The 15,641-nt window shown below is 69.0% G+C and carries 15 protein-coding genes; 9 read left to right on the forward strand and 6 right to left on the reverse strand.

The features are described from left to right. The first annotated feature begins 31 nt into the window (after positions 1 to 31). The 5 genes from IH26_RS54450 (at position 32) to IH26_RS0137185 (ending at position 4,799) form a co-directional block, all read left to right on the forward strand. Positions 32 to 1,006 carry a TOTE conflict system archaeo-eukaryotic primase domain-containing protein gene (locus IH26_RS54450; protein WP_051809213.1) on the forward strand — a complete coding sequence of 325 codons (975 nt, stop codon included), beginning with the start codon at positions 32 to 34 and terminating at the stop codon, positions 1,004 to 1,006. Next, positions 973 to 1,452 (forward strand): DEAD/DEAH box helicase, encoded by a 480-nt coding sequence (locus tag IH26_RS63395; protein ID WP_030440968.1) that lies wholly within the window; start codon positions 973 to 975, stop codon positions 1,450 to 1,452. The genes IH26_RS54450 and IH26_RS63395 overlap by 34 nt, the downstream gene beginning before the upstream one ends. A 157-nt stretch (positions 1,453 to 1,609) precedes the next feature. Beyond that, complete coding sequence (locus IH26_RS0137175) at positions 1,610 to 2,512, forward strand: RpnC/YadD family protein (protein ID WP_030440969.1); 903 nt, start codon at positions 1,610 to 1,612, stop codon at positions 2,510 to 2,512. A 49-nt stretch (positions 2,513 to 2,561) separates the two neighbouring features. Next, entirely contained in the window at positions 2,562 to 3,701 is a 1,140-nt protein-coding gene (locus IH26_RS0137180) for a Gfo/Idh/MocA family protein (protein ID WP_030440970.1), read from the forward strand. Between the two features lie 105 nt (positions 3,702 to 3,806). Then, positions 3,807 to 4,799, forward strand: a complete 993-nt coding sequence (locus IH26_RS0137185) for a pectate lyase family protein (RefSeq protein WP_030440971.1) — start codon at positions 3,807 to 3,809, stop codon at positions 4,797 to 4,799. 168 nt (positions 4,800 to 4,967) lie between these two features. Here IH26_RS0137185 and IH26_RS0137190 read toward each other — a convergent pair whose 3' ends face one another. After that, positions 4,968 to 5,552 carry a TetR/AcrR family transcriptional regulator gene (locus IH26_RS0137190; RefSeq protein ID WP_030440972.1) on the reverse strand — a complete coding sequence of 195 codons (585 nt, stop codon included), beginning with the start codon at positions 5,550 to 5,552 and terminating at the stop codon, positions 4,968 to 4,970. A 95-nt stretch (positions 5,553 to 5,647) separates the two neighbouring features. On the opposite strand from IH26_RS0137190, the gene IH26_RS0137195 reads away from it, so the two are divergent. Beyond that, complete coding sequence (locus IH26_RS0137195) at positions 5,648 to 6,484, forward strand: alpha/beta fold hydrolase (RefSeq protein WP_030440973.1); 837 nt, start codon at positions 5,648 to 5,650, stop codon at positions 6,482 to 6,484. 109 nt (positions 6,485 to 6,593) lie between these two features. Then, positions 6,594 to 6,788 carry a response regulator transcription factor gene (locus IH26_RS54455; protein ID WP_245665840.1) on the forward strand — a complete coding sequence of 65 codons (195 nt, stop codon included), beginning with the start codon at positions 6,594 to 6,596 and terminating at the stop codon, positions 6,786 to 6,788. Here IH26_RS54455 and IH26_RS0137205 read toward each other — a convergent pair. The 5 genes from IH26_RS0137205 to IH26_RS56465 all read right to left on the reverse strand — a co-directional run bounded on the left by IH26_RS0137205 (position 6,785) and on the right by IH26_RS56465 (position 12,621). Further along, on the reverse strand, positions 6,785 to 7,015 hold the full coding sequence (locus tag IH26_RS0137205; RefSeq protein WP_157437575.1) for a hypothetical protein: 231 nt from the start codon (positions 7,013 to 7,015) through the stop codon (positions 6,785 to 6,787). The two genes, IH26_RS54455 and IH26_RS0137205, sit on opposite strands and share 4 nt — an antisense overlap. 89 nt (positions 7,016 to 7,104) lie before the next feature. Further along, positions 7,105 to 9,525: an AAA family ATPase gene (locus tag IH26_RS0137210; protein ID WP_245665842.1), complete on the reverse strand. Its 2,421-nt coding sequence runs from the start codon at positions 9,523 to 9,525 to the stop codon at positions 7,105 to 7,107. Beyond that, the gene (locus IH26_RS0137215; RefSeq protein ID WP_030440976.1) at positions 9,525 to 10,187 is read right to left on the reverse strand and encodes a hypothetical protein; all 663 of its coding nucleotides are present in this window, start codon (positions 10,185 to 10,187) and stop codon (positions 9,525 to 9,527) included. Before IH26_RS0137215 ends, IH26_RS0137210 begins: the two co-directional genes overlap by 1 nt. A 94-nt stretch (positions 10,188 to 10,281) precedes the next feature. Further along, a complete protein-coding gene (locus IH26_RS0137220; RefSeq protein ID WP_034216746.1) occupies positions 10,282 to 11,502 on the reverse strand; it encodes an EAL and HDOD domain-containing protein in 1,221 nt (406 codons plus the stop codon). Between the two features lie 48 nt (positions 11,503 to 11,550). After that, on the reverse strand, positions 11,551 to 12,621 hold the full coding sequence (locus tag IH26_RS56465; protein ID WP_157437576.1) for a WD40 repeat domain-containing protein: 1,071 nt from the start codon (positions 12,619 to 12,621) through the stop codon (positions 11,551 to 11,553). Positions 12,622 to 12,698: 77 nt separating this feature from the next. Here IH26_RS56465 and IH26_RS0137230 point away from each other — a divergent pair, with 77 nt between their 5' ends. Together IH26_RS0137230 and IH26_RS0137235 are read left to right on the forward strand one after the other, a co-directional pair. After that, positions 12,699 to 14,642 (forward strand): glycosyl hydrolase family 28-related protein, encoded by a 1,944-nt coding sequence (locus IH26_RS0137230; protein WP_030440979.1) that lies wholly within the window; start codon positions 12,699 to 12,701, stop codon positions 14,640 to 14,642. Between the two features lie 93 nt (positions 14,643 to 14,735). After that, positions 14,736 to 15,638, forward strand: a complete 903-nt coding sequence (locus IH26_RS0137235; RefSeq protein WP_030440980.1) for an NAD-dependent epimerase/dehydratase family protein — start codon at positions 14,736 to 14,738, stop codon at positions 15,636 to 15,638. Positions 15,639 to 15,641 lie beyond the last annotated feature (3 nt).

Genomic DNA, 15,641 nt, shown 5'->3' on the forward strand with positions numbered 1-15,641 from the left:
CGACGACGGGAGTGACTGACAAATGGGTGCCATGGACGACGAGCTGACGCGGGTCCGCCTGGAGCGGGCGCGGGCCGAAAACGTACGCCTCTCCCGCCTGCTCGAACTTCGCGGGCAGAATACGGCGCCGCCGCCCGAGCAGCTCGCTGCCGCACGGCCGGTGACGATGGCGTCGCCCGTCGACGACAAGCTGCGGCTGTACGGCGACCTCTTCCGGGCCCGGACCGATGTGGACGCGGTGCGCTGGGAGAACGCCCGCACCGGAGCGAGTGGCTGGATGCGGGCGGTGGCAGGCGGCTGGCGTAAGGGCCTGGACAGGCGCGCGGTGAGTTATCTGCCGCTGACCGCCGACGTGCTGGCCGCTCACCTGCGCGGTGACGTCTTCGTGGGGTTGTACCCGCTTCTGACGACCAACAACTGCCACTTCCTGGCGGCGGACTTCGACGGACCGGCGGCGATGCTCGATGCCCTCGCGTACGGCAAGGCCGCGCGTGCCGCCGGCGTCCCGGCGGCGGTCGAGATCTCACAGTCGGGACGCGGTGCGCACGTGTGGGTGTTCTTCGCCGGTGCGGTGTCGGCCACGGTGGCGCGGAACCTCGGCACGCTGCTGGTGCACGAGGCCATGGTGTTGCGCGGATCGATGGACCTTCGGTCGTACGACCGCCTGTTCCCGAACCAGGATGTGTTGCCCGCCGGAGGGTTCGGCAATCTCATCGCGGCGCCGTTGCAGGGCAGGCGGCGCAGGAACGGGCTGACCGCGTTTCTCGACCTTTCGACGCTGGAACCGTACGAGGATCAGTGGGCGTTCCTCTCGACGCTGGACCGTCTGAGTGCGGGCGACGCCGAGAGGCTCGCGCGGCGGGCGAAGGGCACGGCGGTCGGTACCGAGGTTGCCGCGCTGAGCAGCTCGGCCGCGAGCATGAGACGGACTTCCGCTGCGACGAAGAGGATCTGGCGGCGATCCATCGGGCATTGGCCGCCGACGAGGCACGCAACGCGCAGATAGTCGGCGATGTCGTGGCCGCCCTGGGGCGGGGCCGCAATTGTCTCGTGCTCACCCGGCGGATCGCTCACCTCGACCTTCTCGCCGGACGGCTGGCCGAGCGTGGGCACCCGGCGCTCGTGTTACAGGGTGGCATGTCGGTCGCGGATCGGCGGGCGACGGTCAGTCGCATCGCCGATGCCAAGGCCGAGGACGGCGTCCTGGTGGTGGGCACGACGCCGTTCATCGGGGAGGGATTCGACGGGCCGGCCCTCGACACGCTGTTCCTCGCCGGGCCGATCTCGTTCGACGGGTTGTTGGTGCAGTGCGCGGGGCGGGTGGTGCGGGCGGCCCCCGGGAAGGAGGTCACCGAGGTCCACGACTACCACGACCGGGCGGTGCCGATGGTCGCCGCCTCGCTGGCGCGCCGGATGCCGGGGTACCACGCACTCGGTTTCGCCCAGACGTGACCGCGGCTCAGCCCCTTGGACGACCCGTCCGTGGCGGACCAACTCCCTCCGCGATCAGCGCAACGACTCGGCAAGCGACCAGAAGGCACTTGACTAGTAGTCATGCGACGCGCGAAGATTCCCTCGGCACCAGTGGCAGACGCGGAAGGGAGGGCCCATGACTAGCGGCGTGTCCTCGGATGCCCCTTCTCCGCCAACGGCGCCGGCCCGTGACTTCGACGGTCTGTACAAGGCGTTGTTGGAGGCTCACCCCCATGTTGCGCTGAACCTGCTGTGCGGCGCACGACTCGACGGCCAGACCGTGATCCTCGACGGACCGACGGAGCAACCACGGCAACGCAGCCGCCAGCGCGACAAAGTGTTCTTGGTCCAGAATCGCGACGGCATACCCGCCGACGTCTACCACGTCGAGGTCCAGGTCCAGCGCACCGAGGACTTCCAAGAGCGGATGGTCGCCTACTGGGCGAGCCTGGCTCTCAAATACCGCCGCGCGGATCACCGGATCCACCAAGTCGTGGTCTGGCCGCTGGGCGGTGGGTACCCGGGTCATTTCAGCCGTGACCGGGCGCGGCTCGACTATCGGTCGGTCAACGTACCCGACGACCTGGACGCCGGCATGCTTCTGGCGGGTCCGCTGGCGCCGCTCGCTTTGTGGTCGCGGAAGGCACCGCCCGACCTGCCGGAACGGGTTGCCGATCGGATCGCCGCGACGGGCGCTCTCGAGGAACAGCTGGTCCAGATCGAGCTGGGTATGCTCGTGGGAGGTTCACTGGCGGCCCAGGTAGTCGAAGCGCTGCGGAGGAGAGGCATGAACGACGTTCTCGAGCAGACGGAGTCGGGCCGCGAGATCGCTCGCCGAAACCGGGAGCAGGGCCTCGAGAAAGGCCTGGAGAAGGGTCTGGAGCAGGGCCACATCGATGGGATGCGGGCGCTCCTGCGGGCGAAATTCGGGGACTTCGCCGACCTGGACGACCTCGCCCGGCGACTGGCCGCCCGCGACCACGACGGAAACATCGCACGCATCGTCGCTGGTGCGACCTTGGCGGAGCTGCACTCCTGAGCCGTGCGGGAGCCTCGGCCTTTGAGCCGGCGAACGGAGGACGGCGCCGATGAGCGCGGTTATCGGGATCGGTGTTGTCGGGTTCGGGTGGATGGGGCGGGTGCACACCCAGGCGTACGCCCGAATCCCGCACCACTACCCCGACGCGCCGGCCATCGCCCTCATCGCCGTCGCCGACGACGTCCCCGGCCGGGCCGCCGAAGCCGCCGCCCGCTACGGCTTCAACCGTGCCGTCCTCGACTGGCGTGACCTGCTCGACGACCCTCACATCCAGGCGGTCAGCATCACCCTGCCGAACTTCCTGCACCGCGAGGTGGGCTCGGCCTTCGCCGCCGCCGGTAAGCACATCTGGATCGAGAAGCCGGTCGGGCTCTCCGCCGACGACGCCCGGGCGATAAAGGGCGATATCCAGGTGGGAGTCGGCTTCAACTACCGCAACGCCCCGGCGGTCGAGAAGGCCCGGCAAATCCTCCAGGACGGAGAAATCGGCACGGTCACCCACGCGCGGTTCCGTCTGCTCAGCGACTACGCCGCCCACCCGGAAGGCGCCCTGAGCTGGCGCTTCGAACGCGAGCGCGGCGGCAACGGCGTCCTGGGCGACCTGGGCTCCCACGGCATAGACCTGATCCGCTATCTCCTCGGCGAAATCGACTCCCTCGTAGCCGACACCGCGATCTTCATTCCCACCCGCCCGCGCCCGACCGGCACCACGAAAGGCCACCAGCGAGGCGCCGGCGAGCCCGGCCCGGTCGAGAACGACGACTGGCTCGGCGCTCTGCTGAGAATGCGGAGCGGTGCCCGCGTCACGGTCGAGGCGAGCCGGGTGGCGGTGGCCGAGCAGAACAACTACGGGTTCGAGATCCACGGCACCAAGGGTGCCCTCTTCTGGGACTTCCGCCGCATGGGCGAGCTCGGCGTCAGCACCGGCTCGTCCTATCAGGACGAACCCGTGCGCACCGTCTTCGCCGGTCCACACGACGGCGAGTACGGGACGTTCCAGCCCGGCGCCGGCATCGCCATGGGCTACGACGACCTGAAGGTCATCGAGGCGTACCGCTTCCTGCGTTCGATCGCCGACGGGCGCCCGTACGGCGCCACCATCGACGACGCGATCCGCAGCGCCGAGGCGCTGGACGCGCTGGAGCGGTCCGTGGCGACCGGCGCCTGGGTCAGCCTGCCGACCGTCTGACCCGACTTCTTGACGACATAGAGGTTAATCGATACCGTCAAGCGTCAGGAAAGCGCTTACCTCAGTCCCGTCCGCAAGCGGAACACACCGCATCGGAGGTTCCTGATGTCTACCCGCTCCTGGCGCACTCCCCTCTTCGCCACCGGCGTCGCCGCAGCCACCGCGGCCGCCCTGCTCGCGTACGCCCCCGCCGCCCTCGCCGCCACCTACAACCAGGAGGGCTGGTCCACCCAGGCCGGTGGCACCAGCGGCGGCTCGTCCAGCACCACGGTCACCGTCACGAGCCTCTCCGCGCTGACGAGCGCGGCCGGCTCCAGCACCTCGCAGACCGTCAAGGTCAGCGGCAACTTCACCTGCTCGTCCGATGTCACGGTCGCCTCCAACAAGACGATCCTCGGCGTCGGCTCGAGCTCCGGCCTCACCGGCTGCGGCCTGAAGATCAAGGGCGTCAACAACGTCATCGTCCGCAACCTGAAAATTGCCAAGGTGCTGGCCGGCAACGGCAATGGCGACGCCATTCACATCGAGAAGGCGACGCACATCTGGATCGACCACAACGACCTGTCCAGCGACACCAGCCACGGCACCGACTATTACGACGGCCTGCTCGACATCACGCACGCCGCCGACTACATCACCGTGAGCTGGAACTACGAGCACGACCACATCAAGTGCGACCTGCTCGGCCACTCGGACGACAACGCCTCCGAGGACACCGGCCACCTGCGGGTCACCTACCACCACAACTACTTCCGCAATTGTGACCAGCGCGGGCCGCGGGTGCGTTTCGGCAACCCCGTGCACGTCTACAACAACTACTACTACAACAGCGGCACCTACGGCATCGCGAGCACCTGCAACGCGGGCGTCTACGTCGAGCGCAATTACTTCGAGAACACGCCCAATTCCGTTGTCACGCAGACCGGCGATTCGCCCTCGGGCAACGTCAAGCTGCTCAACAACTACCTGGTGAACTCGGGCACACCGGCCAGCCGCAACAGCGGAAGCGTCGCCGCGATCCCGTATTCGTACACGGTCGACGCCAACAGCAGCGTCAAGTCGATCGTCACCGCGGGCGCGGGCACCGGCAAGATCTGACGGCTTTCGCATCGATGCTGGGCGGTCACCACCGAGCCGCCCAGCATCACCCTTTCAAAACCAATGCGGACGTACGAGGAAGCGGGGCCCCGCCGATCCCGGCCGCCCCCGCCTCTCCCCGCGACCACCTGCAACAAAAGGCCGTGGACGCGACTCTCGCGTTAGCACTCAACCCAAAAGCCGCCGCAGGAACTCCTCGAACGCATCCTGCGCCCCCGGCATCGCCGCGACCGGATCCGGCGAGCGGGCGACCAGAATCGCCGCCTCATTGACCGAGACCAGCACCAAATGGGAAAACATCTCCACGTGCCGGGCGTCGAGTCGACCCAGTTGCGCGGCTGCCTCGAGCGCGGCCCGGAACTGGCCCAGCACGCTCTGCTGGTCCAGCTCGCGGAACCGTTCCCAGCCGAGCACCGCCGGCGCGTCGATCAGCACGATCTGCTGCACCACGGGATCACCGGCCAGCCGGATCCAGGCCAGGCAGGCCGTGCGCAGCGCCTCGACCGGATCGGTCAGCTCGGCGATCCCGCCGACGACCTCGGCGATCACCCGGTCCTCCAGGCTCTCCAGGACCGCGACGAACAGCGCCTCCTTGCCCGGGAAGTGGTGGTAGAGCGAGCCGCGGCTGGCGCCGGTCTCCTGCAGCACCGCCTCGATCGACGTGCCCTCGTACCCGTGCGTCGCGAAGAGCCGGGTGGCGACCCGTACGAACTGCTCCCGGGTCTCCCGGCCGCGTGCCACGTTTCTGTTCACTCGTGCCCTCTCATTGACAGACCGACAGTCGGTCTGCAATATCTAGACCGACAGTCGGTTTCTGACCGTACCAATCCCTGCGGGGAGGGAACGACATGGCACAACGACTGACCGCCACCACCACCCGCGGCCCGGCCGGATATCTGGACACCGGCTCCGGCCCCGGCGGCGCGGCCCTGTTCATCCACGGCGTCGGCACCGGCAGCAGCCTCTGGCGCGGCGTCATCGACCTGATCGGCGACGAACGCCGCTGCGTCGCGCTCGACCTGCCGCTGCACGGGCGCACTCCCGCCGCCGCCTCCTACGAGCTGGGCGAGACCGCCGACTTCGTGGCCGCCTTCTGCGCGTCGCTCGGGCTGACCGGCATCGACCTGGTCGCCAACGACACGGGCGGAGCGATCGCCCAGATCTTCGCGGCCCGGCACCCGGAGTCGCTCCGCTCGTTCACGCTCACCAACTGCGACACGATCGGCAACATCCCGCCCAAGATCTTCGCCCCGGTCGTCTGGCTGGCCCGGGCCCGGCTGCTGGCTCCCCTGCAGCGCCTGGCCCTGCGCAACTCCCGCCAGGCCCGCAAGCTGCTGTACGGTCCGGGCCTCCAGAACGTCGAGGCCCTGCCGATCGCCCTGGTCGAAGAGTGGCTGGCCCCGCTCTCCGGCGCCCGGGCCCGCGAGGCCGAGCGCTGGATGGCCGCGATCCGCGCCCGCGACCTGGTGGCCGTCCAGCCGAAGCTGGCCACCCTGGAGGTCCCGACCCAGCTCGTGTGGGGCACCGGGGACGCCTTCTTCGCCCGCTCCTGGGCGTACAAGCTGAGGAATTTGATCCCCGGCACCCGCGAGGTGATCGAGGTGCCCGGCGCCCGCCTCTTCTTCCCGGTCGAGCGCCCGGCCGATCTCGCCGAACCCCTGCTGCGCTTCTGGAAGACGTTGTAGCGACGCCGACACGGTGACCGCGGCGCGCTCGTCTCCCCGCAGGTGACGGTGCGACTACTACGCCATCTGACAAGGGCGGCCCCGGCCGCCCGGCGAGTCGCTGCCGTCGTTGTCGGAACGCGAGATCGAGGTGGTACGGGAGGTCGCCCGCGGCCGTACCAACCTGGAGATCGGCGCCGAACTGTTCATCTCGCTCAGCACCGTCAAGGGCCACGTCTCGGCCATTCAGACCAAGCTCGGCCTCCGCAATCGCACCGAGATCGCCGTCTGGGCCTGGGAGCATCGCATCGTCGAAACGGGCTAGTAACCGGCCGCCGCGTTGATTCCGAGGGCGCTGACGACGGTGGTGATCAGGAGGGCGATGGCCACCGCCGAGCCGATCAGGGCGGCGCCGATCAGGACGAGCTGCAGCGTGGTCTTGCCGATGCCACCGATGCCCTCGGCGAGCACCTTGCCGAGGCTGGGGTGGTCCCAGGTGATCGGCGGGTAGGTCCGGGCGTGTGTCGTGGACGGGCTACCTTGCATCAACATGACGGGCCCCCTTTGGCTCCAACATGTGCTGGTACCCCTTCATGATCTGCCGCCGGGAACGCCCGGATAAGTAGCCATTTGGCCACACCTCAGTCGGGCGGCGCGGGCGCCGGCGCCGGGCGCCGCCAGATCGCCAGGTCGTCGAGGGCCGGGTTGCCGTCGACGACCACGACGTTCCCGGGCTCGCGGGACGGCAACGCCGTCGTCAGCCGGGCGTGGTTGCGGTGGGCGGTCAGCGCCGCCCTGTGGTATGCCTCGATCTCGGCGATGAACTGGTCGTCGGCGTAGATCGAGCCGTCGATCAGCGGCCCCCGCCGGCCTTCGACGACCGCGATCACGTCCTCGCCGGTCAGCGTCTTGTGCGCCTCCAGCGCGTGCGCCAGGGCCAGCACCTGGCGACGGTTCTCCTTGAGGATCTTCTCGGTGCGCTGCAGCATCTCGCCGAGGCTGTCCTCGATCCGGTCGGCCAGCGCGCGGCGGGCGCTGATGTCGTTCTTCTCGCCCTTGGGCGGCGCCCCGGGTGTGCCGACGCCGAGCCGGTTGCTGGTCGCGTACGAGGAGACGGTGGAGCCCATGCCCCATACGCCCTCCATGTTGGTCGCCACCGCGGTCGCCGACTCGAGGTCGCCGGAGACGCCGGAGGAGCTGTCGCCGTCGAAGAACATCCGCTCGCCGGCCAGCGACGCCAGCGAGACGTAGATGTCCGACTCATAGTGGCTGCGCCAGGTGGTGAACTGGTCCTCCGGCGGGATGCTGGCCACCATGCCGAGGTAGCCGCTGCCCTTTTCGATCGTGGCGATGTCGATCTCCATGTGGTGGCGGGTCCGGTACGCCACCACCGCGTGGCACGCCTCGTGCACCGCGACCGCGTGCCGTTCCCGCTCGATGTACTCGACGTTCTCTGCCGGGCCCAGCTCCTTGAGCTGCTTGGCGCGGATGATGTCGCGCCACGTGATGGTGTCCCGGTCGTCGCGGGTCGCGGTGATCAGCGCCTCGTTGACCATGTCCTTGATGGTCGCCCCGGTCGCGTACGGCGTAATCGTCGCCAGCTTGTCGATCTGCTCCTCGGTCAGCTCGTGCTTCACCTTGTCCAGGTAACCCTGGTACGTGCGCACCCGGCCGGCCTTGCTCGGGTAGCCGACCTTGTAGATCCGGTCGATCCGGCCCGGCCGCAGCAGCGCCTCGTCGAGCGCCTCGGGCAGGTTGGTCGCCATCATCACCAGGATGCGGTATTTCGGTGGCGGCTTCGGGCGCATGCCGAGGGTCCGGCGTACGTACCGGTTGATGAAGCCGCGCGGCTTCTTGAGGCCGGAGAGCTCCGTGAGCAGGGCCTCCAGCGTGCCCATGCCACCACCGCCGCCACCCATGCCGCCGCCCATGACCACCCGGTCCTGGTGCAGGGACTGCCGGGTCAGCGCCCAGCGCGAGTCCTCGGACAGGTACGAGAAGCCGTGGCACCCACCGGTCTGGAACGGCGCGGGCGTCATGCCGCGCGGGAAGCCCCCTTGACCACCTTGGGCCAGCGCGCCGCGGTTGCCCAGCGAGTCCGCCTCGTCGAAGAACACGATCACGCCGCCGTAGCGCAGCGCCAGCTTGCGCAGCTTGCGGAACAACGACTTGACCTTGAGTACGCCGACCCCGAAGAACATGTTGATGAACGCGCCCGGGTCGACGAACACGTACGGCTTGCCGGTCTCGCCGGCCACCGCCTCGGCCATCAGCGTCTTGCCGGTGCCGGGCGGCCCCCAGAGCAGGATGCCGCCGGGCACGTAGCCGCCGCGAGACTCGATCGCCTCCGGGTTCTCCAGGTAGACGATGTTCTCCTTGACCCGCTCCAGCACGTGGTCCTGTCCCCAGACGTCGGAGAACCGGGTCTTCACGTCGTCCGGGAAGTAGACGTCGACGCCGCCCCGGGACAGGAACCAGAAGATCGCCGCGAACTGCCCGACCCCGACGAACAGGATGAAGACCACCTGGATGAAGGTCGGCATGGCCGACCAGAGCAGGGCCGGGATCTGGAACAGCGCCATGGCCGGCGAGGTGTGCAGCACCGAGCCGAGGATCAGCGCCAACAGCCCGATCACCAGCAGCCACTTGAAGACCCGCAGCAGCCGGAAGCGCGTCCAGTCGGAGAACACCCGGTGGGTGGCGCGCTCGACGCCGCCGAAGATCCCGTCCGTCCACAGTCGGTGGTACCAGGGCCAGTGCTCGCTGACCAGGAAGTGGATCTGGCGGAGCAATTCGATCCCGAAGAGCACCATGATGGTGATGCCCTTGCCACTGCGCACCATCAGGCGCATCGCGTCCGGGAACGGCAGGATCGGGTCGTCCGCCATCGAGCTCCACACCAGGGCGAAGAACGCCAGCGCGAAGAGCAGCAGGAACTTCACCCGGTCCCAGAGCGGGAGCCGCTTGCGGGTGGTGCGCTGGTGCGCGCGCGGCATCTCGCCCGGCTCGGGCAGCCCTTCCAGGACGTCGGCGGGTACGGGTTCGGGTGCCGGGCCGGTCATCACTGGCTCCTTACCGTGAAGGACGTGGCGATCGTGTCGAGCTCGTCGTACCGCGCCTTGTAGCAGGCCGTGGAGCATCGGATGATCAGCAGGTAGAGCTTGCTGTTGTCGTTGTTGACCAGCGCGGTCTGGTCGAAGGTGTGCATCACGCCGCTGCCGAGCACGTAGTCGAAGACCACCCGCACCCCGCGCAGCCCGTTCCGCGGCGCGAGCACCTCGTCGTGCAGCAGCTCGAAGTCGGTCAGGTCGGTGCTGGCCGTGGCCGCCTGGCGGGCGTCGTCGGTCACCGGCAGGATGATGTTGCGGAGCATGTCGAGCGAGACGGCGTTCTGCTGCGTCTGGCTGAGCGGGGAGATCCGCGCGTAGACGATCGGCTGGTCGGTGACGCCGTTGATGACCAGGTGCCGGGCGTCCGGCGAGGTGCTGGCGTCGTACGCGACCGACCACCAGGCCCGCTGCCGGGCCGCCTTGGTGGCCGAGTCGGGATTGGTGCCGCTGAGCGCGTCGTCGAGCGAGTCGGTGGCGGTCTGCCGCCAGTCGTGCGGCACCTTGAAGTAGGTCTTCTGCCCCGAATTCTTGACATAGGTGTATTCGGGGGCGGCACAGGCCGCGGTAAACAGGATCGCGGCGACAGCGAGGATGTGGATCTTTGGTTTCACCATCGGCGACCACCGCTCTGACGGGCTGTCCGTCCTCGCAGTATCTCCCGAGGTTGTTACGCGTTCGTAGCGTGCGAAAGGATGATGTGAGGGCTGTCTATGCGGCGGCCAGACCGTGCGAGAAGTCCAGCGCGCGGGTCGACCATCGGACCGCGTCCATGTATTGGCCGGCCAGATCGAAGCTGCCGAACTCCCCATTCTCGTACGCGTCGACCGCCCGCAGCACCCGCCCGAGCCGGCCGGTGCCCTCGACCAGCGCGGCCACGAGCGCCGGCGCGAGCGGGAACTGCTCGGCCATCGACTCCGGCGTCACGTCGAGCAGCTGGCCCACGCCGCTGATCACGCCGGCCATGAACGCGGCGTCCGGCGGCGCGCCGAACCAGGTGGCGATGTTCTCGCAGAGCCGGGCCCGGGTGAGCACGCCGAGCATCCGCTCCTCGGTGCCGTCGCCCAGGTCGTCGAGCACCATCAGCAGCGCCCACTGGCGGATGCTCGGCATGCCGACCATGACCACGGCCTGGCGTACCGAGGAAACCCGGTTGGCGTGCCCGGCCGCGACCGAGTTGCTGGCCCGCAGCACGCGCAGGGACAGCGGCGGGTCGCTGGCGATGATGCCGACGATCTTCTGCAGGTCGGGGTCGGCGGAGCTGAGCGCGGCGACCAGTTCGAGGCGGCGCAGCCGGCTGGGGGAGAGGCTGGCGACGGTGAGCACCTGCGGGTGGCTGAGCGCGTAGCCCTGGCGCAGTTCCATGCCGTACTTGTCGGCGATGGCGAGCTGCTCGGCGGTCTCCAGGCGCTCGGCCACGATCTTGATTTTGGGGTACTGCCGGCAGGCGGCGACGACCTCGTCCAGCCGGGAGAGGTCACCGTCGAGCAGGTCGAGCTTCACGTACGAGGCGAGCGAGAAGAGCACCTCGTGGCCGGAGCCCCAGACGAAGTCGTCGAGCGCGATCCGGTAGCCGGCCTCGCTGAGCGCGGTGATCCCGGCGACCACCTCGTCGTCCATCCGCACGGTCTCGAGCACCTCGAGCACGACCTGCTCAGGACCGAACGGCAGGGCGATCTCGCCGATCAGGAAGTCGCGGGTGAGGTTGATGAAGCAGAGCCGGTCGCCGGCCACCTCGCGGATGCCGAACTCGGTGAACGCGTTGATCATGACGGTGCTGGTCGCGTACGTGTCCTGGCGCCCCGCCGCGACCGCGTCCACGCTCCCACGGAACAACAGCTCGTAGGCGGCCACGCCGCCGTGCACGTCGAAGATGGGCTGACGCCCGACGTGAACGAGCTGCGTGCCGTCCGCTGAGGCCGAGGATTTCACACCGCTAGGTATCGGCCGCTCCCCGGCCAACCTGACGAATTCCGAAATCTAGACCTGGCCCAGCCAGAGCCGGCTCCCCGAGGCCAGCAACACCTGGCGGCCGCGGGCGGCGACCGCGACGGGCGGCTCGGGCGCATCGATCTTGCGGCCGTCGAGGAACAGACCACCGCCGACCACCAGCGTTTTCCCGTCGGCGATCGCCATCGACCGTACGCCGCCGGGATCGCCCCCGAAGGTCCGGCCCGTCGTCCACCGGCCCGCGTGCCAGCGCCAGAGCCCGAAACTGGTGCCCCGGGCGCCCGCCGCGACCACGTCGTCGCCGTCCCGTACCGCCCGCTGGATCTCGTTGTAGCCGCTCTCGGCCGGCGGATCGTCCCTGGTCCACGTCGTGCCGTCGGTGGTGAGCCAGACCGCCGCGCGCTGGTCGGCGCTGCCCCGGGTGGCCTGCCCGCCGACGAACGCCCACCGGCCGTCCGGCAGCGCCACCGCGGCCCGCGCCACGGTGTCCCCGGCCAGCCCGGGCGCGTTCTCGAAGAGGGTGAACACCTTCGCGTCCGGCGGCGCGAACCAGGCGGCGGCCCCGGTGCTGCGGTTCCCGGCGATCGCGAACCCGCCCGGGCCGGCGGCCAGGCGGCCCACGTCGACCGCGGTGTCCCCGCCGTAGGTGCCGAACGGCGCCGGATTTTCCACCATCCGCCCGCCAGCCGGCCGCCCTTGGCCCAGGCGCCCTTCGTCCGGCTGCCCTTCGTCCAGCCGCCAGGAGCTGACCCGCGGGTTGCCGTGCGCGCCGCCGGGCACCGCGCCGATCATCGCGACCCGGTCGCCGGTGCAGGCCACGTCGGTGATCACCTCGAGCGGCCCGTAGTAGCTGGTCGGCAGCGGCGCGAACGGCACCGGCTGCCAGGCGGTGCCGTCCGCGCTGGTCCACGCGGCCGGCCCGCCCGCGGCCAGCGCCCCGGCCGCCCACCAGCGGCCGCCGCAGTCGGCGACCGCGCGCAGCTGCGCCGTGGCCGGCAGGCGGGACTCGTGCCACGCCGGCGACGGGTCGGGCTTGCTGCAAGCGCTGCCCGAAAGCACCGCCAGCGCGATCGCGACCCTGCAATAAAACGATGAACGCATGAAAGAAGGAGTCAATCTGTCGAAAAGAGGGGACGAAGCCTTGTGGACTACATCACAGCAATCCTATGGTCACTCGGATGAAGAGAGCCGTCATCACCGTCGCCGTGGCCCTGGCGGTCGGCGCGAGCGGTACCGCGTACGCGTCGGCGCCCGATCTGCCGGCCGGCACCCGCGCCGCGCTCGATCCGGCGCTGGTCGCCGGTCGCGGCGCCACCGTCGCCTTCACCGAGCAGGAGGCCGAGTCGGCCGCGACCGACGGCACGGTGATCGGGCCCGGGCGGGACGCCTACACCCTGCCCGCCGAGGCCTCCGGGCGCTCGGCGGTCCAGCTCGCGCCCGGTCAGTGGGTCGAGTTCACCCTGCCCAGGGCCACCAACGCGATCACCGTGCGGTACAGCATCCCGGACGCGCCGACCGGCGGCGGGATTACCGCGCCGCTCGCCGTCAAGGTCGGGAAGGACCGCCGGACCATGACGTTGACCTCGCAATACTCCTGGCTCTACAACCAATACCCGTTCAGCAACGACCCGGCCGCGGGCCTGTTGCATCCGGACTGGTGGATCACCGAGTGCGGCTGTGTGCCGAGCGCGACCACCCCGGCGCCGGTCATCTCCAAGCCGTTCCGGCCCAACCACTTCTACGACGAGCAGCGGCTGCCTCTGGGCAGGACATATCGGGCCGGCGAGAAGGTCCGGCTGACCGCCTCGGTCGCCACGGTGATCGACCTGCTCGACACGGAGCTCGTCGGGCCGCCCAAGATCGACCTGCGGGCCGCGAACGTTCTGCTGTTCGGTGCCGACCCGACCGGGCGGCGGGACTCGGCGGCGGCGTTCGACCGGGCGATCGCGTTCGCCCGCAAGGCGTCGCTGAAGCTCTACGTGCCGCCGGGCACCTACCAGGTCAACCGGCACATCATGGTCGACGACGTGACGATCGAGGGCGCCGGCAACTGGTACACGATCATCAAGGGCACTCAGCAGACGTTGTCGACGCCGGCCCCGGACGGCTCGATCCACACCGGGGTCGGCTTTTATGGGGACAACGCGCGTAATGTCCATTTGAGCGGCTTCGCCATCGAGGGCGACGTCCGCGAGCGGATCGACACCGACCAGGTGAACGGCATCGGCGGCGCGATGAGCGACTCGAGCATCGACGGGCTCTACATCCATCACACCAAGGTGGGCCTGTGGTTCGACGGGCCGATGTCGCACACGAGGATCACCGACAACGTGATCGTCGACCAGATCGCCGACGGCCTGAACTTCCACACCGGCGTCACCGATTCGCTCGTCCAGAACAACTTCCTGCGCAACACCGGCGACGACGCCCTGGCGATGTGGTCGGAGAAGACCGAGGACGCGCGGAACACCTTCGACCACAACACGATCCAGACGCCGGTGCTGGCCAACGGCATCGCGATCTACGGTGGCACCGACAACACCGTCTCCGCCAACCTGATCGCCGACCCGATCCGCGAGGGCAGCGCGCTGCACGCCGGCTCCCGGTTCGGCGCCGAGCCGTTCACCGGGTACCTCCGGTTCACCGACAACACCACGGTCCGGTCCGGCCCGTATGAGCTGAACTGGAACATCGGTCTCGGCGCGATCTGGCTGTACGCGCTGGAGAGGAACATGGACGCGGACATCCAGGTGGTCGGCGACACCTTCCTGGACACCACGTACAACGCGATCATGGAAGTCGCGGACTGGCCGGTGAAGGACCTCTACTCGATCACCAACGTCCACTTCAAGGACATCAGGATTGACGGTATGGGCACCAGCGTCCTCTCCGCCCGCGTCGGCGGTAACGCGACCTTCGAGAACGTCGACGCCCGCAACGTCGGCGCGGTCGGCGTCAACAACTGCGGCCGGTTCAACTTCCCCGCGACCGGCAGCGAATTCACGGTGACCGACCTGGGCGGCAACGACGGCGGCTGGCTCGCCCCCTGGATGCTGCCCAACACGATCACCTGCGACGACCGTCCCCCGGTCGTCCCGCCGCCCGCCCCGTCCCCCTGGTAGTCACCCCCGGGCCGCGGCCCCACTCGTTGATTCGAGTGGGGCCGCTCTCTGTGGGTATCCTTGGCGGCCGATCGCCCGAGTGGGAGGAAGTTCGTGAGCCAAACGTTGCTGGTGACCGGGGGTGCCGGGTTTGTCGGTTCCCACCTCATCAAGGCGCTGCTCCAGGACTATCCGTCCGCGGCGATCGTCTCCATCGACAACTACTTCACCGGCGTCCGCGAGAACCACTCGAACGACCCCCGGGTGACGTACATCGACGGCTCGACGGTCGACATCAACAAGATCTGGGCCGAGCGCGGCCTGGCCAGCCCCGAGATCGTCTTCCATCTCGGTGAGTATTCGCGGATCGTCCAGTCCTTCGACGACCACGATCTGACCTGGGAGTTCAACCTCCTGGGCACGATGGAGGTGGTCAAGTTCGCGTCCGCCAACGGGTCGAAACTGATCTACGCGGGCTCCAGCTCCAAGTTCGGCAACGACGGACAGGACGAAAACCTCAATCCGTACGCCTGGACCAAGGCCAAGAACATCGAGTACATCGCGAACTACGCGAGCTGGTACGGGCTGGACTACGCGATCACGTACTTCTACAACGTGTACGGCCCCGGCCAGATCTCGTCCGGCCGCTACGCCACGGTGATCGGCATCTTCGAAGACCACTACCTGCGCGGCGAGCCGCTGCCGGTCGTCTCGCCCGGCACCCAGACTCGAGACTTCACCCACGTCGACGACATCGTCCGCGGCATCGTGCTGGTCGCCCAGAAGGGCACCGGCGACGGCTACCTGCTCGGCACCGGCCACGAGTGGCCGCTGATCGAGGTGGCCAAGCTCTTTCGCACCGAGTACGTGCTGAAGCCGGCCCTGCGCGGCGAGCGGGTGCGCGGCCAGGCCGACACCACGCGGGCCGGCGAGCTGGGCTGGCGGCCGACCCGCCGCCTCGACGAGTACATCGCCTCGTTCATCGCCACCCACCGCCCGGGCGACCTGGATCACTGACAC

It is taken from the genome of Actinoplanes subtropicus (genome assembly GCF_000721705.1).
Classification (GTDB): domain Bacteria; phylum Actinomycetota; class Actinomycetes; order Mycobacteriales; family Micromonosporaceae; genus Actinoplanes; species Actinoplanes subtropicus.